This window comes from Bifidobacterium miconisargentati (assembly GCF_019331675.1).
Classification (GTDB): domain Bacteria; phylum Actinomycetota; class Actinomycetes; order Actinomycetales; family Bifidobacteriaceae; genus Bifidobacterium; species Bifidobacterium miconisargentati.
The window spans coordinates 108,748-131,065 of record NZ_JAHBBJ010000005.1; the positions used below are offsets into that span (position 1 = coordinate 108,748).

The 22,318-nt window shown below is 65.4% G+C and carries 15 protein-coding genes and 1 other RNA gene; 12 read left to right on the forward strand and 4 right to left on the reverse strand.

Translation table 11 applies throughout. From position 1 onward, the window contains the following. Window positions 1–87 precede the first annotated feature (87 nt). A complete protein-coding gene (leuA, locus tag KIH81_RS04505; RefSeq protein ID WP_214304264.1) occupies window positions 88–2,004 on the forward strand; it encodes a 2-isopropylmalate synthase in 1,917 nt (638 codons plus the stop codon). Between the two features lie 362 nt (window positions 2,005–2,366). Here the strand turns inward: leuA and KIH81_RS04510 are convergent, their stop codons facing one another. After that, window positions 2,367–4,787: a transglycosylase domain-containing protein gene (locus tag KIH81_RS04510; protein ID WP_214304265.1), complete on the reverse strand. Its 2,421-nt coding sequence runs from the start codon at window positions 4,785–4,787 to the stop codon at window positions 2,367–2,369. Window positions 4,788–5,107: 320 nt separating this feature from the next. On the opposite strand from KIH81_RS04510, the gene ffs reads away from it, so the two are divergent. The 8 genes from ffs (at window position 5,108) to KIH81_RS04550 (ending at window position 16,129) form a co-directional block, all read left to right on the forward strand. Next, an RNA gene (ffs, locus tag KIH81_RS04515) (signal recognition particle sRNA small type) lies at window positions 5,108–5,204 on the forward strand. A gap of 191 nt (window positions 5,205–5,395) precedes the next feature. After that, a complete protein-coding gene (locus tag KIH81_RS04520) occupies window positions 5,396–6,568 on the forward strand; it encodes a phosphatase PAP2 family protein (RefSeq protein ID WP_214304266.1) in 1,173 nt (390 codons plus the stop codon). Between the two features lie 137 nt (window positions 6,569–6,705). Continuing rightward, window positions 6,706–9,720, forward strand: coding sequence for a type I DNA topoisomerase (gene topA, locus KIH81_RS04525; RefSeq protein WP_214304267.1), 3,015 nt, complete (start codon window positions 6,706–6,708; stop codon window positions 9,718–9,720). Window positions 9,721–9,876: 156 nt separating this feature from the next. Then, window positions 9,877–10,500, forward strand: coding sequence for a dTMP kinase (gene tmk, locus KIH81_RS04530; protein WP_214304268.1), 624 nt, complete (start codon window positions 9,877–9,879; stop codon window positions 10,498–10,500). 194 nt (window positions 10,501–10,694) lie between these two features. After that, window positions 10,695–11,846, forward strand: a complete 1,152-nt coding sequence (locus KIH81_RS04535; protein ID WP_214304269.1) for a DNA polymerase III subunit delta' — start codon at window positions 10,695–10,697, stop codon at window positions 11,844–11,846. 330 nt (window positions 11,847–12,176) lie between these two features. Next, window positions 12,177–12,731, forward strand: a complete 555-nt coding sequence (locus KIH81_RS04540) for a YbhB/YbcL family Raf kinase inhibitor-like protein (RefSeq protein ID WP_214304270.1) — start codon at window positions 12,177–12,179, stop codon at window positions 12,729–12,731. Between the two features lie 202 nt (window positions 12,732–12,933). Further along, window positions 12,934–14,535: a C69 family dipeptidase gene (locus KIH81_RS04545; RefSeq protein WP_214304271.1), complete on the forward strand. Its 1,602-nt coding sequence runs from the start codon at window positions 12,934–12,936 to the stop codon at window positions 14,533–14,535. Between the two features lie 76 nt (window positions 14,536–14,611). Continuing rightward, entirely contained in the window at window positions 14,612–16,129 is a 1,518-nt protein-coding gene (locus KIH81_RS04550; protein WP_214304272.1) for a formate--tetrahydrofolate ligase, read from the forward strand. A gap of 294 nt (window positions 16,130–16,423) precedes the next feature. Here KIH81_RS04550 and KIH81_RS04555 read toward each other — a convergent pair whose 3' ends face one another. Beyond that, window positions 16,424–16,771 carry a tautomerase family protein gene (locus KIH81_RS04555; protein WP_214304273.1) on the reverse strand — a complete coding sequence of 116 codons (348 nt, stop codon included), beginning with the start codon at window positions 16,769–16,771 and terminating at the stop codon, window positions 16,424–16,426. A gap of 237 nt (window positions 16,772–17,008) precedes the next feature. Between KIH81_RS04555 and KIH81_RS04560 the strand changes: the two genes are divergently transcribed. Beyond that, complete coding sequence (locus tag KIH81_RS04560; RefSeq protein WP_109056917.1) at window positions 17,009–17,545, forward strand: GtrA family protein; 537 nt, start codon at window positions 17,009–17,011, stop codon at window positions 17,543–17,545. Between the two features lie 150 nt (window positions 17,546–17,695). Here KIH81_RS04560 and KIH81_RS04565 read toward each other — a convergent pair whose 3' ends face one another. After that, window positions 17,696–19,129: an MFS transporter gene (locus tag KIH81_RS04565; protein WP_214304274.1), complete on the reverse strand. Its 1,434-nt coding sequence runs from the start codon at window positions 19,127–19,129 to the stop codon at window positions 17,696–17,698. Between the two features lie 319 nt (window positions 19,130–19,448). Between KIH81_RS04565 and KIH81_RS04570 the strand changes: the two genes are divergently transcribed. After that, entirely contained in the window at window positions 19,449–20,108 is a 660-nt protein-coding gene (locus KIH81_RS04570; RefSeq protein WP_214304275.1) for a histidine phosphatase family protein, read from the forward strand. 173 nt (window positions 20,109–20,281) lie between these two features. Further along, window positions 20,282–21,322 carry a hypothetical protein gene (locus KIH81_RS04575; RefSeq protein WP_214304276.1) on the forward strand — a complete coding sequence of 347 codons (1,041 nt, stop codon included), beginning with the start codon at window positions 20,282–20,284 and terminating at the stop codon, window positions 21,320–21,322. Between the two features lie 9 nt (window positions 21,323–21,331). Here KIH81_RS04575 and KIH81_RS04580 read toward each other — a convergent pair whose 3' ends face one another. Beyond that, on the reverse strand, window positions 21,332–22,225 hold the full coding sequence (locus tag KIH81_RS04580) for a helix-turn-helix domain-containing protein (protein ID WP_214304277.1): 894 nt from the start codon (window positions 22,223–22,225) through the stop codon (window positions 21,332–21,334). Window positions 22,226–22,318: the final 93 nt, after the last annotated feature.

Below are 22,318 nucleotides of genomic sequence, written 5' to 3' on the forward strand. Positions count from 1 at the left end.
CCGTCGCTAGGATAGAGAGATGCACATGTTACATGTGCGTAAACGACTAACCATTGAGGAATCATTCCACACAGCAAAGGAGGAACAATGGGTCAGGATCAATCGTCCGTCTTTGATCTCGCAGCGGTCGCCGCGGCATCCAATGGAGGGAACAATGACCCGCTGCTGCCTCCGGCACGATTCATCGGCGATCCGCAGAAACCGAGCCGTATGCCGTACAACAAGTACGCCGCGTACGACAAGCAGATCCCCTTTGATTACCCGGAGCGCACGTGGCCGGGTAAGCGACTGCAGCGCGCGCCGCGCTGGTGCTCCGTCGATCTTCGCGACGGCAATCAGGCCCTCGTCAACCCGATGGATTCCGAGCGCAAGCTGCGCTTCTGGAACCTGCTGGTCTCCATGGGCTTCAAGGAGATCGAGGTGGGCTTCCCGTCCGCTTCCGAAACCGATTTCGACTTCATCCGCATGCTCATCGAGCGCGAGCTGATCCCGGACGACGTGACCATCGTGGTGCTCACCCAGTGCCGCGAGCACCTCATCCGCCGTACCTATGAGGCCCTCAAGGGCGCCAAGCGCGCGATCGTGCACTTCTACAACTCCGTCTCCGTGCTGCAGCGCGAGGTGGTGTTCCGCAAGAACAAGGAAGAGATCAAGAAGCTCGCCACGGACGCCGCCGAGCTGTGCAAGGATCTCGAGGGCGAGGCCAAGGGCATCGACCTGTACTACGAGTACTCCCCGGAGTCCTTCACGGGCACCGAGCCGGAGTACGCGGTCGAGGTGTGCAACGCCGTGATCGGCGTGATCAAGCCCACCCCCGAGCACCCGATGATCATCAACCTGCCCGCCACCGTGGAGATGACCACGCCGAACGTGTTCGCCGACGAGGTGGAGTACGTCTCCACCCACCTAGACGACCGTGACTCCGTGGTGCTCTCCCTGCACCCGCACAACGACGAGGGCATGGGCGTGGCCGCCACCGAGCTGGCCATGCTGGCCGGCGCCGACCGCGTCGAGGGCTGCCTCCTGGGCAACGGCGAGCGTACCGGCAACGTGGACCTCGTCACCCTGGGCCTCAACATGCTCACGCAGGGCATCGATCCGCAGATCGACTACTCCAACGTGCCCGAGATCCGCAAGACCGTGGAGTACTGCAACCAGATCAAGATCTCCGAGCGTCACCCGTACGCCGGCAACTTCGTGTTCACCGCGTTCTCCGGCTCCCACCAGGACGCCATCAAGAAGGGCCTCGAGGCCCGTCAGGTGGCCGCCGACCGTGCCGGCGCCGATCTGGACAACTTCGTGTGGCTCGTGCCGTACCTGCCGATCGATCCGAAGGACATCGGCCGCACGTACGAAGCCATCATCCGCGTCAACTCGCAGTCCGGCAAGGGCGGCATGGCCTACCTGCTCAAGACCAACCACAACCTCGACCTGCCCAAGCGCCTGCAGGTGGAGTTCGACAAGATCGTCCAGAAGTTCGCCGACGACACCAAGAAGGAAGTCAAGGACGAGGACATCTGGCGTCTGTTCAAGGACGAGTACCTGCCGGTCGAGCAGTCCGGCATGACCGCCGCCGGCGTGGTCGTGGGCGATACGCACGACGCCTCGCTCGCGCCGTGGGGCCGTCTGAAGCTCCTGAAGGTGGCCATCAGCTCCGGCGAGGACGGTTCGGACACCGTGCTCAAGGCCCGCGTGCTCGACCGCGGCGTGAACGTCGGCACGGATACGCCGGTGGAGCGTGAGGTCTCCGGCATCGGCAACGGCCCGATCGCCGCCTTCCTCAACGCCATCTCCAACTTCGGCGTGGACGCCTCCATCATGGACTACGTGGAGCACACGATGTCCGTGGGCACCAACGCCATGGCCGCTTCCTACGTGGAATGCCAGGTGGGCGAGGCCGACGACGCGAAGATCGTGTGGGGCGTGGGCATCGATTCGTCCATCACCACCAGCGCTCTCAAGGCGATCATCTCCGCGATCAACCGCTCCCAGCGCACGCGCTGAAGCTGAGTAGGCTGATTGGCTGACCGTTCGGGCGGCCGCCGATTGGGCGGTCGTCTGAATACGGCTGGATATACGAATGGGCCCGTCTTCCCAAAGTGGAAGACGGGCCCATTGCGTTGGGGACGGAATCGGCCGTTGGCCGATGCGCTTCTTGCGGCCGTTGGCCGCGGCTACTCTCCCCCAGCCTCGCTACGCTCAGCAGCCCCCTCGGCAGAGGGGGGCCAAGGACCTACACGATCAAAACCTGCCTCCCTCTGTCGAGGGAGGTGGCATCGCGAAGCGATGACGGAGGGAGAGTAGCCGCGGCCAACGGCCGCAAAAACACAGCATTGGCCGCAAGGCCAATGCTGCTGCGCTCCTCGCTACTCCGTAGTCGAGTAGGAATACGTCTCGCCGGGTGCGAAGGGCGACTCCTCGTCAGGCTGGACGGGCTCGTCATAGGACGGGCCGCTGTCGTCGCCGTTGGACGGGTCGTTCGCGGTGCCGCCGTTGTTGGTGCCCGGATAGTTCGGGCACTCGGTGGAATAGCTGGGGTTGTTGAGACACTGCTGGGCGAATTCCTGCGTGTTCTGCGAACCGGAGCCAGTGCCGGAGGACTGCTGGTCCTTGCCATCGGCGGAGGAGCCGTCCTTGGAATCACCGTTGTCGTCGGTCTCGGTCTTCTGCTGGCCGGACGTGGTGCCGGAGCTCTGGCCCTTGCCCAGGCCCCACGTGCCGTCCGTGCCGCCGATCTTGCCGGTGTCCTTGGCGGTGGGGAATTCCTCGACCTGAGTGCCCTGCAGGACCTTCGACATGTACTCCTGGAACAGGTGCGCCGGGTAGCCGGTGGAGGAGATGCCGTAGCCGGAGAAGGCGGGCACCACCTGCGGGTTGCCGTCCTTGTCCGGGTTCCAGATGGCCCACACGTTCAGCAGACTCGGCGTGTAGCCCACGAAGGAGGAGGCCTTCTCGTCGTTGGCGGTGCCGGACTTGCCGGCGACCGGGCGTCCCAGCATGGTGGAGGTGCCCGCCGCGGTGCCGTACGTGGTGGTGCCGAGCATGGCCTTCTGCACCAGCGCGCAATCGTTGGCGTCGAAGACGCGCTCGTTCTCGTTCGGCGCGTTGTACAGGTCCTTGTTATTGGAATCGATGACGCGATCGACCATGTGGATGGTGTTCTTCACGCCGTTGTTCGCGATGGTGGAGTGGCCCTGCGCCAGATCCCACACGGTCAGCGCGTTGATGCCGAGCACGTTGTACATCGAGTTCTCGTCGATGTCTCCTGTGATGCCGGCCTCATGCGCGATCGCCGCCGTGCGCTGCGGCGTCAGATGCTCGTTGACGTTCATGAACACCGTGTTCACCGAGTTGGCGGTGGCCTGGTAGAGGTTGATGTACCCCCAGTTGTTCTCCAGGGCGTTGTTCACCTCGGCGTCCAGGCCGGAGAAATGCTGGTGCGAGTTGCCGTTGAACAGCGTGTTGAAGTTCACGCCGGACTGCGCCGCGCCCAGCAGCGCGAACGGTTTCATGGTGGAACCGGGCTCGAACAGAGCCTGATCGGCGTTGTTGAGCTGTTTGGTGAGGTAGTCCGAACCGGCGTACACCGACACCACGGCCCCGGTCTTCGGCTCCACGGCGATGCCGCCGATCTGCAGCGTCTCGGGCATGTCCGAAAGGCGCGTGTCGCCGATGGACTGCATGACATCCTGCTTGGACTTGTCGATGGTGGTGACGATCTTGTAGCCGCCGGTGGCCAGCTCCTCCTTGGTGAAGGCCTTGGACTGCACCAGCTCGCGCTCCACCATATCCAGCAGGTAGCCGGTGGAGCCGGCGTATTCGTTCTGCTGGGCCACGGGCGCGGTGTCCGGGAACTTGGCCGCCGCCTTCTCCTTGGCGGTGATGTAGCCGTCCTCCTCCATGATGTTCAGCACGCGCTTGAAGCGTTGCTTGGCCATGGCGGCGTTGTCCGCCGGATCCCATGTGGAGGGGGAGGGGATGATGCCGGCGATCATCGCGGCCTCGGAGAGCGTCAGATCCTTGGCGTCCTTGTTGAAGTAGGCCTTGGCCGCCGCCTGGATGCCGTAGGAGTTGCGGCCCAGGTAGATGGTGTTCATGTAGTTGCACAGCACCTCGTCCTTGGACTCGGTCTGCGCGATCTTGAGCGCCAGTATGGCCTCGCGCGCCTTGCCGGCGTACGTGGTGGTTTCGCCCAGATAGTAGCGTTCGGCGTACTGCTGGGTGATGGTGGAGCCGCCTTGGCGGGTGCCGGTGGTCACGTTGTTCCAGAACGCGCGGGCGATGCCCTTCAGGTCCACGCCGCGATCCGTATAGAAGGTTCGGTTCTCGGAGGCCACGATGGCGTTGCCCAGATAGCTCGGCAGGCCCTCGCAGGAGATGATGTCGCGGTTCTGCTCGGCGTAGGAGCCGATGAGCGTGGTGCCGTCCGCGTAATAGACGCGCGTCTTTTCCGCCAGCGCGAACTTCTCGGGCTGCGGGACCTCGGTGGTGGTGTACAGGTATGCGAAGGCCGCGCAGCCGGTCAACAGTCCCAGGCCGAACAGGCCGAAGAAGATGCCGAGCGCCCATTTCAGCACGCGATGCGGCCGCCTGCCGCCATTCCTTCTCCTGCTGCGCTTGGGTGCCTTATGGCTCGTGGGACGGTGCGTGCCGGAACCTGCGCGCGTTGCGCGGGTGGCGCTAATGCCGTTCTCCGCGGTGCCGTAGGTCTTGCTCTGCGCGGTACGCGGCTGCCTTGCGGCATAGGCCCGACCCTGCGCGTGTGCACGACGTTGATATGAAGACATATAGACCACCGTAACCGCTGGTCTTGAACATTCGTTGGCCGTGAACGCAACCAAGCGGTCTCAAAACCCGGATTTGCGCGGAATCCTCACATATGGACGCGGTGTTGGACACGCCGCTGCAAGTTGTCTGGAAAACGGCTGTAAACCGGGTGCGGACGGGGTTTCGCGGGTGCCTTTTCGGGGGATGCAGGCCACCTTCGGCCCGCTCCCGACCCACCCCTGGCCCGCTTCCGTCCGGCTTCCGATCGCCTCGCCGCCACTGTTCCGCCGCCTGCGCCCCGCCCGTTCGCATCCTGGTCCACCCGTCTCCGTATATTTACTCGAAGCCTCCACGCGGCGCTATGTCACCCAACTCCCCCAGGGCAGGAATGCAGCAAGGGTAAGTGGCCTCTGACGGGTGCGTGGAGGTTTTTCCATCTTTGCCGGAACGGTAGCGGTGAGGCCTGGTGCGCCTCGCCAGACCGTAGGCTTGGCCGAACGGCCTTGAGTGTGTCGGGCGAGGCGCACCAGGCCCCACCGCGCAACTGTCACACGAGAATGTGCGGATTCGGCTACGGGCTCGCAATGCGGCGGGGTACTGTCCGGGGCGCGGCCGTACAGTCGAACGTATGAATGACGCACAGCATCCCACCATTCGTGACCCGCACGCGCCGGCCAATCTCGTAGGTTCCGCAGGATTCCCCGGATCATCCTCCCGCACGCAGTCGTCAGTCCCGGCCCCCGAACCCGATCCGCTGGCCGCACTCGGTCCGGACCCCCGGAACACGGCCACCGCCGCGGCCCTCGGCATGACCCGCGCGACCGGCCGCTCCGGCATGCCCTACAGCGACGAACCGGACGACATCGACCGCGGCCTGGCCCGTCTCGACCCGCTCACCGTGCGCCCGCGCGTGTCCAGCCGCGTGCTCTGCGTCGTGTTCGGCCTGCTGCTCATCGCCGTGGGCTTCGGCGTGTGGTGGGGGTGCGTGTACACGGAAAACGGCCAGTCGTACGACGAACTCGTCTGGAAGAACCTGGCCGACCATGTGCCCGGCTTCGCCACCGGCATCATGGGGGCCGTGGCCCAGTCGTGGCTGGTGATCGCCGTCAGCTGCGCGATCGCCGCCATCGGCATCGTCACCGCGCTGATCCGACGCCGCTGGTGGCTGGTCGGTCAGGTGGCCGTGTTCGCCGTGATCTGCCTGGCGACCACGCGCATCAAGGACGTGCTGCCGCGACCGTTCATCATCAACACCGAATCGCCCGCCGTCAACTCCGCGCCTTCCGGGCACACGATGCTGGCCGCCGCCTGCGCCGCGATCCTGCTGCTCGCCGTGCCGCGCGCCGCCCGAGCGCTGGCCGGGGTCGTGGGCGTGACCTGGTCGGTGCTCGTCGGTGTTTCCGTGATCTACGGCCAATGGCATCGTCCCTCGGACGTGGCCATGTCCATTCTGCTGGTGGCGGGACTGGCCCTGATCGCCATGGCGTTCACCCGCACGTCCGGTATGGACGCGCCCGGCAGCCGCGTCTCCTCGGTGAGCGTGCAGATCGTGGGCAGCGTGCTCATCACCGCCGGACTGCTGCTCATCGCCTACGCCGCGTACGTGATCTGGCAGGTGGTGCCGGGCCTGCCCGTCAGTGCCAGCTGGGCCGTGCAGGGCTCCATCATCAGCGCCGTGGCGGGCGTCACGGGCGTGGCCTCGCTGGCCTTCGGACTGATGCTGGCCCTGCGTCAGATCACCGCCTCGCCGTTGAGCCGCATCGGTCTGATCGGCGCCCCGCCGGCCCCGCCGAAGCGCTAGGCGGGCGTCCTGCCGCCGTCGCCCGGATGCGGTCGTCCGGGCTGCCGCACGCCCCCGATTTGGCGATTGGCCATCGTTCGTGAGTATTATGACGCCAGAAACGCATGTTTCCGCAGGAGAGATATTAAGGAGTGGGTATGGCTACCAAACTCGTGATTGTGGAGTCTCCGACCAAGGCCCACAAGATCGGTGACTACCTGGGCAAGGGGTACACCGTCATGGCGTCGGTGGGCCATATCCGCGACCTCGCGCAGCCCAGCCAGGTTCCCGCCGCGGACAAGGCCAAGTTCGGCAAGTTCGGCGTGGACGTGAACGACGGCTTCAAGCCCTACTACATCGTGGACGGCGACAAGAAGCGCACGGTGAGCGAGCTGAAGTCCGCGCTCAAGGGCGCCGATGAACTCTACCTCGCAACCGATGAGGATCGCGAGGGCGAGGCCATCGCATGGCACCTGGTGCAGACCCTGAAGCCCAAGGTGCCAGTCAAGCGCATGGTGTTCCACGAGATCACCAAGGACGCCATCAATGCCTCCCTGAACAAGACGCGCGACGTGGACGGCAACATGGTCGACGCCCAGGAGACCCGTCGCATCCTCGACCGACTCTACGGTTACGAACTGTCCCCGGTGCTCTGGCGCAAGGTGGGTCCGGGCCTGTCCGCCGGTCGCGTGCAGTCCGTGGCCACGCGCCTCATCGTCGAGCGCGAACGCGAACGCATGGCCTTCAAGCGCGCCCCCTACTGGGACATCGTCGCCACGCTGGCCGCCCCCTCCGCCGACGGGGACCGCACCGAATTCTCCGCGCGCATGGTCTCGCTCGGCGGCAAACGACTCGCCGGTTCCAAGGACTTCGGCCCGGACGGCCAACTCACGCCCGACGGCTTCAAGGACAACGTCCGCCAGCTCGACGAGACCTCCGCCACCGCGCTGGCCGGCGTGCTGCGCGACGCCCCGTTCACGGTGATGAGCATGGAGACCAAGCCGTACCGTCGTCGCCCGCAGCCGCCGTTCACCACCTCCACGCTGCAGCAGACCGCCGGCAACCGTCTCGGCATGGGCGCCCGCGCCGTGATGCGCGCGGCCCAGAGCCTGTACGAGAACGGCTACATCACCTATATGCGAACCGATTCGGTGACGCTGTCGCAGGAGGCTATCGCCGCCGCCCGCAACGCCGTCTCCTATCACTTCGGCGACCGGTTCCTGTCCGCCGAACCCAAGCAGTACGCCACCAAGACCGCTGGCGCGCAGGAGGCCCACGAGTGCATCCGCCCGGCGGGCTCCCGCTTCCATGACCCGGACGAGTTGGCCTCCAAGCTGCCGGTGGATCAGCTGCGCCTGTACACGCTGATCTGGCAGCGCACGCTGGCCTGCCAGATGGCGGACGCCACCGGTTCCACCGCCACTGTGCGCCTGTCCGCCCCGGCCGGTCCCGCGGACGGCGAGGCCGTGTTCCAGGCGTCCGGCACGGTGATCGAATTCCCCGGCTTCATGAAGGCCACCGGCGAGGGACGCAAGCCCGCAGCCAAGCCGGCCGCAGCCGATGTCGCCGCTGCCGCTGCTACGTCCGGCAAGTCCGCCGCGGGCAAGTCCGGCGCCGACGCATCGGAAAGCAACGCCTCCCTGCCCCCGATGACGGTGGGCCAGCAGGTCGACGCCACAAGCGTCGAGCCCGACGGCCACGAGACCCAGCCGCCGGCCCGATACACGGAAGCCACGCTGGTTAAGACGCTGGAGGCCAAGGAGATCGGCCGCCCGTCCACGTACGCCAGCATCATCTCCACCATCATGGATCGCGGCTACGTCTACGAACGCGGTCGCGCGCTCATTCCCAGCTGGCTGGCCTTCTCCGTGATCAAGCTGCTGGAGACCAAGTTCCCCAAGCTCGTGGACTACCAGTTCACCGCCGAGATGGAGAACGGTCTGGACCGCATCGCCCATGGTGCGGAGTCCGGCCGCGAATGGCTCACTCGCTTCTACTTCGGTTCGGGCGAGGGTGCCGCCAAGAACGCCGACGAGGCGCATGAGGGCCTGCAGCAGCAGGTGGCGCAGCTCGGCGAGATCGACGCGCGCGCTATCAACACCATCGACATCGGCGACGGCCTGCATGTGCGCGTGGGCCGCTACGGTCCGTATCTGGAGGATATGGAGCATCTGGACGCGGAAGGCAACCCCAAGCGCGCCTCCCTGCCGGACACCATCGCCCCGGACGAGCTCACCGTGGCCGTGGCCCGCGACCTCATCGACAACCATTCGGGCGGCCCGCGCGAGCTGGGCAAGGATCCGGCCACCGGCGGCACCGTGGAGGTGCGCAACGGCCGCTTCGGACCGTACGTGGCGCTGACGCTGCCCACGCCGGAAGGCGCCAAGGAGGCGCCGCGTCCGAAGATGGCCTCGCTGTTCAAGACGATGAGCCCCGAATCGCTGTCTTTGGAGGACGCGCTCAAGCTGCTGAGCCTGCCGCGTGAGGTGGGCAAGTACGAGGAGACCAATGCCGAGACCGGCGAGGTGTCCGAATGCACGGTGTCCGCCAACAACGGCCGCTACGGCCCGTACCTGTCCAAGACCGGCGCGGACGGCAAGTCCGAGACCCGTTCGCTGGCCTCGGAGGACGAGATCTTCACGGTCGACATCGACAAGGCCAAGGAGCTGTTCTCCCAGCCCAAGTACGGTCGCGGCCGTGGGCGCGGCGCCGCCAAGCCGCCGCTGCGCGAGCTCGGCACCGACCCGAACACCGGCAAGAACGTGACCATCAAGGACGGCCGCTTCGGCGCGTACATCACCGATGGCGAGACCAACCGCACCGTGCCGAGGCAGTACACGCCGGAGACCATCACGCCGGACGACGCCTTCCGTCTGCTGGCCGAGAAGCGCGCGGCCGGTCCGTCCACGCGCGGTCGTGGCCGCGGCCGTGGCGCTGCGGCTGGCAAGGGCAAGACCGCCAAGGCCGCGCCCAAGGTGAGCGCCGTCGAGGCCAAGCGCGCCGAACGCCGTGCCGAGGTCAAGAAGCTGGCCGCCAAGGGATGGGCCAACACCCGCATCGCCGAAAAGCTCGGCTCCACCGCCTCCACGGTCAAGGCGGACATCGAATGGCTCACCGCGAACGAGGGCTTCACCCGCCCGCCGGTCGTGGCCGCCAAGCCCAAGAAGAAGTAGGCGGGCCCGCTCGCACGATTGCGTTGAATGCCCCATTGACAGGCTGCCGTGGCGGTCGTTGATGGGGCACTCCGATTTCAGGCGTCATTCAGCCCCTCGCAATCGAGATGGCCGACGATTTCAGGCAACTCTCCGCCTCACGGTAAGGTCAGGAGCATGACCGGTCTGTTTATTTCCTTTGAAGGCGTCGACGGCGTGGGCAAGACCACGCAGGTCGAACGGTTGCGTGCCTACCTGGAGGCGCAAGGGCGCACGGTCGTGGTCACGCGCGAACCGGGCGGCACCGCGCTTGGCCGCGCCATCCGCAAGCTGCTGTTGCAGGGCGTCGGGGAGGGAACCACCGACATCGCCCCGCGCGCCGAAGCGCTGCTGTTCGCCGCCGACCGCGCGCAGCATGTGGCTGAAACCATCCGCCCGGCGTTGGAACGTGGCGAGGTCGTCATCACGGACCGATACCTGGATTCGTCGCTGGCGTACCAGGCAGGCGGTCGCGAACTGACCTCCAAGGAAATCCGGAACCTGAGCATGTGGGCCACCGGCAATCTGCTGCCGGACCGCACGTACCTGTTGGATATGGATCCGGCCCTCTCGCACAATCGTCTCGAACATGCGGAAGATCGCATGGAATCGGCCGGCAGCGACTTCCAGAACCGCACCCGTCAAGCGTTCCTAGACCTGGCCGCCGCCGAGCCGGACCGGTTCCGCGTGATCGACGCCGGGCAGCCCATCGAAGCGGTTTGGGCCGTCATCGAAACGGACATCGCCGCGTTGCTGCAGTAAGGAGCAAGGTTCTGCTCAGCGGGGCCTACATAACCTATGTTCCTTGGCTCCCCTTGTCAGGGGAGCTGTCGACGAAGCCGACTGAGGGGTAGTCGAAAAACAAGATTCATGTCGGTTTTGGTCTAATGGAATCAATAGGTTTTCAGGTTGACTAGCACGGGGAACGGCACCCGCAACGACAAGGGGGAGACGTAATGAGCGTGTGGGATTCGCTGGTGGGCCAGCAGCCGGTGGTGGATATGCTGAGCCGCATCGCGCAGGGCGACCCAAGCCAGATCGCCCAGTCGTGGCTGATCTGCGGGCCTCCCGGATCGGGCAGATCGAACATGGCCCGTGCGTTCGCGGCGGCGCTGGAAAGCCCGGATCGCGGCATGGGGGGCGAGCCCACGCGCGTGACCCAACAGGTGCTGGCCGGCACGCACCCGGACGTGACGGTGCTGGCCACCAACAAGGTGACCATCGGCATCGACCAGGTGCGCGACATCATCACCACTTCCGAGCAGATGCCGTCCACCGCGCCGTGGCGCATCATCATCATCGAGGACGTGGACCGCATGCTGGAGCGCACCACCAACGTGCTCCTCAAGGAGATCGAGGAGCCGGCCGAACGCTGCATCTGGCTGCTGTGCGCCCCCAGCGCGCAGGACGTGCTGCCGACCATCCGATCGCGCTGCCGCGTGGTGAACCTCGCCGTGCCGTCCCCGGCGGCCGTGGCCGAGTTCCTTACGGCGAACACGGGTGCCGAGCCCAAGGTCGCCCAGCGTGCGGCCCGCCTGTCCGAAGGGCATATCGGCATCGCGCGCCTGTACGCCACGAACGAGCGCGTGATGTCGGACCGCGACGAGCTGGTCGTCGGTGTGCTGAACCTCGCCCGTGCCTCGGACGCGGTGCTGCTGGCCGGCAATCTCATCGACAACGCCAAGGGACAGGCCGAGGCGGACGCCAACGAGTGGTCCGGCAAGCAGGAGGCGGAATTCCGCCGCATCAACGGTCTCGCCGAGGGGGAGCGCATTCCCCCGAAGCTGCGCGGCGCATTCAATCAGGTGGCCAAGAAGGACGACATCAAGCGGTACGCCACCCGCCGCACGCGCGACGTGCTCGACCGTGCGCTCAACTCCGTCGCCTCCATCTACCGGGACGTGGCGGTGCTGCAGAACAACGCGGAGGACGCTGTCGGGCTCATCAACCTGGAGAACCGGTCGGCCATCACCGAACTGTCCGTACGGCTCGATCGTGCCGGTGCGGTGGCCCGTCTGGACGAGGTGGCCCGAGCGCGCAAGCGTTTGGCCGGCAACGGCAATCCGCTGCTCACGTTCGAGGCGCTGTTCTGTGCGCTGATGCCGTGAAGTAGTGCCTGCTTCGCCGCGTTGCCGCCATGCCATGCGATTACTGGCGGGGCGGGAAAGGTAGTACGTCGCCGGCTTGCTGTGCATAGTGGGTGCTGAGCGGGGCATGACGGGTAGTGAACAGCCGGTTTGCCCCGATGCGGGCGCACAAGCGGGGCATGGCAGGTAGCAGGTCGCTGGCCTGGCTCGATGAGGCCGCGTGATTGGGGCAAAATGGGTGGCAGGTCGCTGATTCATCTCGGCCGGGCGGTCGCCAGCGTGGCAGATCGGGCATGAGCCGCCCGTGCCGCCCCGCCGGCCGGTAACATGGGGCGCGATACACTGGAGCGTATGAAGATTTCCGCTGATTTCACCGTCGTTCCCGACGACTTCGCCAAAGCGGCCGCGCCCGAATACCGCGCGGGTGGCGTGCCCATCATCTCCTTCCCCTTCTATATCGACGAGGTGAACCCGGAGGCCCATTACCTGCACTGGACGTTCACCGATCCCGATTCCATCCCGGTGTGCGGATTCGAGTGGATCCACTGGACGGTGGCGAACCTGCCGATCGACGCGCTGATGTTCGACTTCAACGACTCCCACGCGCTCTCGATTCCGCCGGACTTCTCCCGTCAGATGACCGCGATGATTCCCGAGGCGGTGCAGGGTCGCAACTCCTCGGCCTCGAAATTCGTGGGCCGCGAGAACGACCCGGCGATCATCATGCGGTACAACGGCCCGCAGCCGCCGGACAGGGATCACGACTACTACCTGCACGTATGGGCCACGAAGGAGCCACTGCCCGGCCTCAACCAGGGCTTCTGGATGAACGAGCTGCTGCACAAGCTGCGCGAATGCGGCGAGACTCCCGACCAGGGCGGCATGTTCGTCACTGGCAAGGCATGATCCCTGCGTAACTTCGTAACATATAGGCAGCGATAGCGCGGTCATGGCTCCCCTCCCTGAGGGGAGCTGGCCGACGCAGTCGGACTGAGGGGAGTGCGCCACGGCCCGATTATGCGAATTTTTGACTACCCCTCAGTCACGCAAAGCGTGACAGCTCCCCTGACAAGGGGAGCCAAATGGAAGAGAAAGGACATCATCCAATATGGCCTGCACCACGATTCTGGTAGGCAAGGACGCGAGCTATGACGGTTCCACCATCATCGCCCGCAACGAGGATTCCGCCAACGGCGAGTTCAACCCCAAGCGCTTCATCGTCGTCAAGCCGGAGGAGCAGCCGCGCGAATACAAGTCGGTGATCTCCCACCTGACCATCACCCTGCCGGACAATCCGCTGCAGTACACCGCCGTGCCGAACGCCGACCTCAAGGAAGGCATCTGGGGCGAGGCCGGCGTGAACGAGGCGAACGTGGCCATGAGCGCCACCGAGACCCTCACCACCAACGAGCGCGTGCTCGGCGCCGACCCGTTCGTGGAGTACGCCCCGGCCAAGGGCGACGAGCCGGAAGTGCCCGGCGGCATCGGCGAGGAGGACTTCCTGACCATCGTGCTGCCGTACATCAAGACCGCGCGCGAGGGCGTCGAGCGTCTGGGCGCGCTGCTCGAGGAGTTCGGCACCTACGAGATGAACGGTGTGGCCTTCTCCGACGTCAACGAGATCTGGTGGCTGGAGACCGTGGGCGGCCATCACTGGATCGCCAAGCGCGTGCCGGACGAGGCGTACGTGACCATGCCGAACCAGCTGGGCATCGACGAATTCGACCTCGAGGACGCCCTGGGTGATCAGGAGGAGCACATGTGCTCCGCCGACCTGGCCGAGTTCATCGAGACCAACCACCTCGACCTGTCCGTGGAGAACACCACCCCGTTCAACCCGCGCGACGCCTTCGGCTCCCACTCCGATTCCGACCACGTGTACAACACCCCGCGCGCCTGGTACATGCAGCGCTTCCTCAACCCGTACGACGAGGTGTGGGACGGCCCGGACGCCGACCACAAGCCGGAGTCCAACGACATCCCGTGGGCCCGCCAGCCCGAGCGCAAGGTGACCATCGAGGACGTCAAGTACGTGCTGTCCTCCCACTACCAGGGCACCCCGTTCGACCCGTACGGCCAGCTCGGCGACGAGCGCACCCGCCACATGTACCGCACGATCGGCATCAACCGCCAGAGCCAGCTCGCCGTGATACAGATCCGCCCGTACCGCCCGCAGGCGAACCGCGCGATCCAGTGGATGGCGTATGGCTCCAACCCGTTCAACACGCTGGTCCCGTTCTTCCCGAACGTGGACACCACGCCCGCCTACCTTGAGGACACCACCACCCGCGTGACCTCCGAGAACTTCTACTGGGCCAACCGCATCATCGCCGCCCTGTGCGATGGCGCCTTCCGCTCCACCTCCAACGCCGTGGAACGTTACCAGGAGAAGACCGGCGGCATGGGTCACCGTCTGGTGGCCGCCACGGACGAGCAGGTGGCCCGCCTGGGTCTGACCGCCGCCGAGGAAGCCGCGCAGTCGGCCGCCGAGGAGGAGTTCGAGGCGGACAACGTGGACGGCGACGTGCAGCCGATGGATCCGGACGAGATCATCGCCGCCGTGCGCAACCCGGAGGTGCGCGGCATCCTCGCCGCCGCCAACCAGACCATGGCCGACCAGCTCAAGGTGGAGACCGACAAGCTCCTCGACTCCGTGCTGTACACCCGCAGCATGGAGATGAAGAACGGCTTCCACATGTCCGATTTCTAATCCGCATATTGTGGCTCCCTTCTCTGAGGGGAGCCAGGATACGGGCCATCCCCACCACACACAGAAAGGCTTGAAAATGACCACCATCGAAGACTTCACCAGCCAGTACGGCCTGGTCCAGAAGATCGACGCCTTCGGCTACATGAAGTACCTCGCCGAGAACCCGGACGCCCCGCGCAAGCACGGCAAGGTCATCCTTGTGACCGCCGATACGCCGCTCAAGGCCTCCCGCGGCGAAGGCAAGACCACCACCACCATCGCCCTCATCGACGCGCTCAACAAGCGCGGCATCGACGCCACCGCCGTGCTGCGCCAGCCGAGCATGGGCATCACCGCCGCCGGCTCCAAGGGCGGCGCCTCCGGTGGCGGCAAGGCCTCCCTGACCCACCCTGAGCTCATCGACTGGGGCCTGTGCGGTGAGATGGGCGCCATCGCCGCCGCGCAGAACCTGCTCGTCTCCTTCGCCGAGAAGGCCATCGACGACGGCAAGCTCGACACCGTCCTGGTGCCGCGCGTCTCCGAAGTGCCGTCCCGCTCCCTGCGCTCCATCGCCGTGGACTACGGCAAGGGCAACGTGGCGGAGAAGGTGGTGCTCACCCCGACCTCCGAGCTCATGCAGATCGTGGTGCTCTCCCGCTCCATGGACGAGATCGCCGATCGCGTTTCCAAGATGATCGCCGGCACGAAGGACGGCAAGGCCGTGACCTTCGGTGAGTTCATCGACCTGTGGCGTATCACCGGCATCCTGGCCGACGCCGTCAAGCCCGCGAAGACCGAGACCGTGAACGGCTCCCCGGTGTACGTGCACGGTGGCCCGTTCGCCAACGTGTCCATCGGCATCCCGACCCTCGTGTCCGTGGAGATGGCCTGCGCCCTGCATGACGTGGTCATCGTCGAGGCTGGCTACGGCACCGACGCCGGCGCGCAGAAGTGGCTGGACATCGCCTGCCGCGAGTTCGGCGCACAGTGGCCGTCCGCCGCGGTTGTGGTGACCCGTGCCTCCACTTGGCGCGACGACCCGGATCTGGCCTGGCGCTACCCGTTCCACGTGCAGCGCCTCGAGGGCCTGGACATCCCGACCTTCCCGCTCATCAACCTGTGGGACGGCGAGGACGATCAGATTCCGGCGCTCAAGGAGACCGCCGAGGAGCTGGGCTTCCGTGCCCCGATCATCGGCAACCTGTTCCGCGACGGCGGCGAGGCCCTGGCTCCGCAGCTCGACGGCTTCGTGGACGTGCTGGAGAACGGTTCCATGCCGGCCGAACCGCACTCTCACAAGGGCATGGCCCTGACCGAGAACGTCAAGTGGGTGGCCGAGCACGCCTACGGTGTGCCCGCCGACCGCGTGATCTACAAGCCCGGCTTCACCGAGTCCGTGTCCGCCGCGATGGAACTGTGCCAGTCCGCCGGCATCTCGCTCGATGACCTGGCGCTCGTGGCCGTCAAGTCCCCGGCGACCATGACCGACAACGACCGCGCCCCGGAGGAGGAGCGCACGGTGACGCTGAAGAAGGTCGAGGTGCACGCCGGCGCCGGTCTGGTGCACGTGAATCTGACCTCGTCGCTCACCACGCCGATGCCGAAGATCGTCTGATGCTCGTCTGACGCATGAACGTTGAAAGCCCGCCAGCTTCGCGCCGGCGGGCTTTCAACATACTTGGCTCCCCTTGATAGGACATTGCCGTGAAGCAAACGGCAGAGCCGTTTGTAGGCAATGTGCGAGGCGACAGCCGAGCCAATAGGCCGCGAACGAAGTTCGTCATTAATTGCAGGACGAGCTGTCGAACGAAGTGAGACTGAGGGGAGTCGCGGGTGACTCGCTTGATAGCTCCCCTCAGTCAGCTCCGCTGACAGCTCCCCTCAAAGAGGGGAGCCAAAGATAAGGAACTCAGAAGTTCCCGCCATTCCAGCCCCAGTCGGTGGTGGCGGTGTAGCGGATGTACGTGCGGTCCTCGGGAATGCCGAGCGTGGAGTTCAGCGCGGCCATGATGGATTCGGTCAGCTTCTCCCAGACGGAGCCCGGCACGGAGCGGCCGAACACGTTGACCTCCACGTAGGCGGCCGGCTTGGAATCGTCGCCGCCGAAGTAGATGGGCATGTTGTCCTCGAACGGGCACATCAGCCAGCTTTCGGACTTGCCGGGCACCGCGGTGATGGCCTTGCCGTACGCGGCCTTCAGGGCCTCGCGCTGCTCGGGCGTGGTGGAGACGGAGACGTGGGTGTGAATGACGGGCATGATTCCTCCTTGACGAAAGCCCTCGCTGACAAGGGCATCGATGAGAACGTTCGCCTTCAGTCTATCGCCGTCCGGAGGCTTTCGCCGGGCGCTGTACCGGGTCGGCCGGGCGGTCCGGGCGGAACCGCCACAGACGAACCGAATTGCAGAGATTGCGGGACAATACAGCCAACGGCCAGCCGGCAGTCAGGCGCGTAGTGTTGAATACCCACTGTGAGAAAACTGATCGCGCAGCTTATGAAGTTCGGCATCGTGGGCGTCATCGCCTTCATCATCGACTGGGGCATCCTGAACCTCCTGGTCGGTGTGTTCCACATGCACAATGTGATTGCCGCCACCATCTCCTTCATCATCTCGCTCATCTTCAACTACCTGGCGAGCATGAAGTTCGTGTTCAAGCACCGTTCTGACATGGCCCGCTGGATGGAGATCCTGATCTTCGTGGTGGGCGCCGTGATCGGCCTGTTCATGAACGACGCCATCATCTGGATCTCCACGTACGGCATGAACCGCGATGCCTTCGTCTCGCAGCACGCGGAATATCTGCTGCGTACGAACATCGGCAAGCTGATCGCCACCGCCGTGGTGATGGTCTGGAACTTCCTCATCCGCAAGTGGCTGCTGGACGATACACACACCAACGCAATGAACCGTCTGCGTTCCGCGGAGAACAAGCTCACGGCCGAAGAGCTCGAAGCCAAGTGGGAGAACAGCTTCTCCCACAAGCTCGGCGTCTGGTCCCTGGAGCACACGCCCAAGGGCTGGCCGAAGTAGTAGCCTTCGCTGCTCGCGCCTGCCGCCCAATACATACGTAAAAGCCCGGTCCTCAACGGCCGGGCTTTTGTTGTAATACAAGAGTTCCTGGCTCCCCTCCCTGAGGGGAGCTGGCAGCGAAGCTGACTGAGGGGAGCCAGAAAACAACCCTCACACCGTGACTTCGGTGAGCGTCGGCTGCTCGGTGGAGCCCTTGATCTGCTTGAAGCCCACCAGTGCGATCACCAGCGAGGCGATGGCCAGCGTGGTCACCACCATGAAGCCGCCGTGCGAACCCATGCGGTCGATGAACTGGCCGGCGATCGCGGAGCCTGCGGACGAGCCGATGGAGTTCATCGCGCCCATCCACGCCATGCCCTCGGTCAGGCGGGACGGCGGCACCAGATGCAGCATGAGCTGGTTGCCGTTGATCCACGTCGGTGCCTGGCATACGCCGATCACCAGATAGATGATCATGATGACCCACAGGTGCTTGGCGAACATGAACGTGCCGATGCCGATGTTCACCACCGCCAGGCAGAAGTAGAAGCGCTTCCACAGCGGGATGGCCCAGTTCTTGGCGCCATACACCAGCGCGCCCATGAGCGAGCTGATGGAGAAGCAGGCGAACACGAAGCCCGTGTACTGCTTCATGTTCGACTCCGTGGCGAACGCGATGATCGAGATGCCGGCGGCCGACTGGAATGCGCCCAGGCCGAACCAGGTGACGCACACCGCGATGAGGCCCGGCCCCCAGATGGACGCCTTCTTGCCGCTACGCGCCTCGGCCACGGCGGCCTCGATGGCGGCCTGGATCTTCGTCTCGTCCGTGACGCCCTCGCGCTCCATGCGGTGACGTGCCTCCTCGGCCGCGGTCTCCGCCTTCAACGCCTCCGCCTTGGCGGCCTCGCGCTCGCGGTACTCCTTGCGCGTGATGCCCTCGGCGCGTGCCAGCGCGGTCTGCGACGGCGGCTCGGTGGTCAGCTCAGTGAGGAACATGAGCGCGCCGATCACCACGCACACGCCGGTGAACGAGAACGCCAGCAGGCCGGAGATCACGGCCAGCGTGGAGGCCAGCGGGTTGCCGATCACCCACATGCACTCGTCGAGCACGCCGCACAGCGAGAGTGCGCGGTTGGTCTTCTCGCGGTCGCCCTTCAGAATCTTGGTCCAGCGGGCGCGGCTCATGGCGCCCCACGGCGGGATCGCGGCCAGGAACGGGGTCAGACAGTACAGCACCCACTCCGGCGCGCGGTTGGTGATGGACGTGACCAGCGCGATCGCGGCCACGATCCATACGAGAATCGTCGGAATCGAAACCTGACGCTGGCCGAACTTGTCCGTGAGCTTGCCCAGCAGCGGCGTGGTCACGGCCAGCGCGATCGCCTGGATGGCTGTCAGCATGCCGGCCAGCGAATAATTGCCGTAGTAATGCTGTACGGAGATGGTGATGGTCATGCCCACCATCGGGAACGGCATGCACGCGATCACCGAACCGATGGAGTAGCGTGCGGTGTGCGGGATACGCAGCAGCTCGGCGTACCCGCCAAAAACCTTATGTCCGACTTCCTTGATGGCGGCCGTGACGGTGTTCATGTTGGACATAACAGCACTACGCTCCTTTCCGCTCCCGATTGGATGTCCCTCGCGATCCGTGGCGTTGGATGGCGAAGCCCTCATCGAATGATGTGTCTGTCCATGGTCGCGCAAAGTTTGCGTGGCGTTCGGGAATCCGGCGCGACCGCCGCCCCCGACTTCGCATATTTGCGTCACGGCTACTCTATGCGGTGGGCTCGATTGACACGCGGTAGTTAGCGGATTCGATGACGCCGTTTTCCGTCCACCGCTCCCTGGCCCGGCTGGTCGCGTATAGTGGCCGTAGCCGTTCCGTTCGCAAGCAACTCGCAAGCAAGGAGAGCCAACGATGACCGCCACCACCATCCACTTCGTCCGTCACGGCAAGGTCTACAACCCCGACCACCTGCTCTACGAGCGCCTGCCCGACTTCCATCTGTCCGACCTGGGCCGCCGCATGGCGCAGGCCACGGCCGCCTACCTGGCCAGCAACCCGCAGACCAACACCATCGCCGCCGTGTACTCCTCGCCGCTGGACCGCACGCGCGAGACCGCCGGCGCGATCCTCGATGCGCTGAACGAGGTACGCAAGACACGCGGTGAGGACCCGCTTACGCTCACCACCGACGAACGTGTCATCGAAGCCGGCAACGAATTCCGCGGCAAGCGCATCGGTCACGGCGAGGGCGCGCTGTGGAAGAACGGCAACTGGAAGCTCGTGACCAACCTGTACAAGCCGAGCTGGGGCGAATCGTACCAGCACATCGCCCAGCGCATGGATGCCTTCGCGCGCGAGAAGGTGGCCCAGCACCCCGGCCAGCAGATCGTGGTGGTCAGCCATGAGTCGCCCATCTTCAGCTACCGTCACTATCTGGAGACCGGCCACCCGGAGCATTGGATGTTCCTGCGCCACACCGCGCTCGCCTCCGTCACGTCCGTGACGTACGACAACGAGACCGGCCGTGTGATGTCCATCACGTATGTGGACCCCGCAGCGGATGTGAAGTAACCAGAATCGTTGCAATTCCGCCGTTTTTGGCTCCCCTCTCTGAGGGGAGCTGTCGTCGCAGACGACTGAGGGGAGTGTGCCGGGACGGCCTCGCGCTTCATGAACACTACAATCGACTGATGGATATGACCGGCCCGCTGAGGGGCGAGGGGCCTGACGCAAAGGAGCATGCAATGACCGTTGAACTGAATCGTGAGGCAATCGCGCGTGTGGCCGCGCTGCCCGCCGTGCGCGAGGCAGCCGAGTCCGGCGCGCGTCTGGTCGCGCTGTGGCCACTCACCAAGGCCATGCGGATGGACAACGACGCGAAGTACGCGGAGAACCTGCAGGTGCGCGTCACCCGTGCGTTCGCGCGCATCATCACCGGCGAGGACGTTACGGTCCCCGACGCCGAGTTCGTCTACGAGGGTGCCGACTCGATTCCCGGCCGCCCGCAGTCGATCGTCGACGTGCTGCTCGCCGCCAACGACGCCTACGATACGATGGCCGGGTTCTCCGAGTCCGGTGACGCCTCGCTCGTGGATGAGGCGGCCGAATCGTTGGGCGTCGCCTGGCCCGACGACGTGTCCGTCGCCGTGCATGAGGCGCTGGAGTCCGTCGAGGCCGCCGTCGACGCCGGCATGTTCGACACGGGCGTTTACACGGTTCCGGGCGCCGCGAACGGTGACGGCGATGCGGCCGGTGAGGCCGGCACCGGCGATGCTGGTGAAGCCGTGGACCCGTCCGATGACGATTTCGTCCCCTCCCCGGCGCTGACGGACGCGATGGCCCACCGGTTCGCCGCGGCGCTCGCCGTCTGTGACGCGCTGGTCGGAGCGACGGCGGATAGTGCCGTGTCGACCGGCGACGCCCCGGCTTCCGATGCTGCGGCGCGCGCGGTGCTGCCGGTCCTGCTGGCGGTCAACGAGCTGCGCGAGCAGATCGCCGTGCCGCGCATCTGCCTGACCGACGACCAGATTCGCGGATTGCTCGACGTGCGCGCGAAGGCCGCCGATCCGGCCGGCGCATCCGAGGGCGTGACTCTCGATGCCGTCGCCGACTATATCGCCCCGCTCGCGGCGGCCGAATGGGCCAAGCACCGTGAGGATGTGCTCTGGGATCCCGCCGAGGCCAAGAAGAAGGCCAAGGAAGAGGACGAGAAGCGCAACAAGGAGGCCCTCGCCGCCAAGTTCGCCCACGTCAAGAACGACAACAAGGAAACCGTCGAGTTGTAGTCCCGGTGGTCACGGGGTGGCGGAGCCGGCATCGTCATTTGCTGCACCGCCGCGGCGGAATTCCAGGGGTGTGCAGCCGAAGCGCTTCCTGAACGCGGCGCAAAAGGCGCTGGTGGAATAGAAGCCGCATTCGGCGCAGATCTCCTTGAGGGTGGCCTCGCCGGTGAGCAGCAGGTACTTCGCCGCATGCATGCGCGCGTTGACGATGTACGTGTGCGGCGTATACCCGGTCACCTGCTTGAAGACGCGGATGTAGTAATACTCGCTCATCAGGGCCATGCCGGCGAGCTGCGAGACCGGCAACGGTTCACTCAGATGCGTGGCGATGTACGAGAGCGTCTCCTCGATGGCGTGCTGGTTGTACGGCGTGCCGGTCCGTTCGGCGGTGTCGTCGCCGGCGGTCAGGCATTCGGTGAGGATCTCCGCGATGGCCAACGACATGCGCGCTTCGTTCACCTTGCGCTCCTCGGCGAAGGTGTCGTAGATCATGCGGAACCGGCTGATGGCGTAGGTGGCGCGCTTCAGGGTGATGACGCTGCCGAGCTCGTCGTGAATGGTCTCGAAGTAGTCGTGCGCGAGCCGGCCGTCGAAATGCATCCACAGCAGGGTGCTGTCCGTCTCGGCCTGCGCCTGGTAGACGTTCGGCGCATGGCAATCGAGCAGCACCAGATCGCCGGTGCTCGCCGTGGAGCGACGGCCGTTGACGGTGAACGTGAACGTGCCGCTGTAGACGGCCATGAGGATGAAGCTGTCGAATGAGGCGCGATTGAGCCAATAGCCCTTGAGATAGCGGTACAGGCCGATGCGCGTGGGGTAGAGGAACATGCGCAGGGCGTTGCGGCTGGGCACGTATACGAAGTAATGCGAGACCGCCGTATCCACATGATGCTCGACCGGTGTCATGCCATTCCTTTCGCGTGCTGCTTGGCTCCCCTCTCTGAGGGGAGCCGTCACGAAGTGACTGAGGGGAGTCAAGGGCGCCCCTACTCACCATAT

What these genes read in the sequence shown, in the direction of transcription:
- KIH81_RS04540 (WP_214304270.1), top strand. Translation starts at nt 12,177, where the DNA reads ATGAAGATTTCCGCTGATTTCACCGTCGTTCCCGACGACTTCGCCAAA.
- KIH81_RS04560 (WP_109056917.1), top strand. Translation starts at nt 17,009, where the DNA reads ATGAAGTTCGGCATCGTGGGCGTCATCGCCTTCATCATCGACTGGGGC.
- KIH81_RS04535 (WP_214304269.1), top strand. Translation starts at nt 10,695, where the DNA reads ATGAGCGTGTGGGATTCGCTGGTGGGCCAGCAGCCGGTGGTGGATATG.
- KIH81_RS04565 (WP_214304274.1), bottom strand. Translation starts at nt 19,129, where the DNA reads ATGTCCAACATGAACACCGTCACGGCCGCCATCAAGGAAGTCGGACAT.
- KIH81_RS04555 (WP_214304273.1), bottom strand. Translation starts at nt 16,771, where the DNA reads ATGCCCGTCATTCACACCCACGTCTCCGTCTCCACCACGCCCGAGCAG.
- KIH81_RS04570 (WP_214304275.1), top strand. Translation starts at nt 19,449, where the DNA reads ATGACCGCCACCACCATCCACTTCGTCCGTCACGGCAAGGTCTACAAC.
- KIH81_RS04545 (WP_214304271.1), top strand. Translation starts at nt 12,934, where the DNA reads ATGGCCTGCACCACGATTCTGGTAGGCAAGGACGCGAGCTATGACGGT.
- KIH81_RS04510 (WP_214304265.1), bottom strand. Translation starts at nt 4,787, where the DNA reads ATGTCTTCATATCAACGTCGTGCACACGCGCAGGGTCGGGCCTATGCC.
- leuA (WP_214304264.1), top strand. Translation starts at nt 88, where the DNA reads ATGGGTCAGGATCAATCGTCCGTCTTTGATCTCGCAGCGGTCGCCGCG.
- tmk (WP_214304268.1), top strand. Translation starts at nt 9,877, where the DNA reads ATGACCGGTCTGTTTATTTCCTTTGAAGGCGTCGACGGCGTGGGCAAG.
- KIH81_RS04580 (WP_214304277.1), bottom strand. Translation starts at nt 22,225, where the DNA reads ATGACACCGGTCGAGCATCATGTGGATACGGCGGTCTCGCATTACTTC.
- KIH81_RS04575 (WP_214304276.1), top strand. Translation starts at nt 20,282, where the DNA reads ATGACCGTTGAACTGAATCGTGAGGCAATCGCGCGTGTGGCCGCGCTG.
- KIH81_RS04520 (WP_214304266.1), top strand. Translation starts at nt 5,396, where the DNA reads ATGAATGACGCACAGCATCCCACCATTCGTGACCCGCACGCGCCGGCC.
- topA (WP_214304267.1), top strand. Translation starts at nt 6,706, where the DNA reads ATGGCTACCAAACTCGTGATTGTGGAGTCTCCGACCAAGGCCCACAAG.
- KIH81_RS04550 (WP_214304272.1), top strand. Translation starts at nt 14,612, where the DNA reads ATGACCACCATCGAAGACTTCACCAGCCAGTACGGCCTGGTCCAGAAG.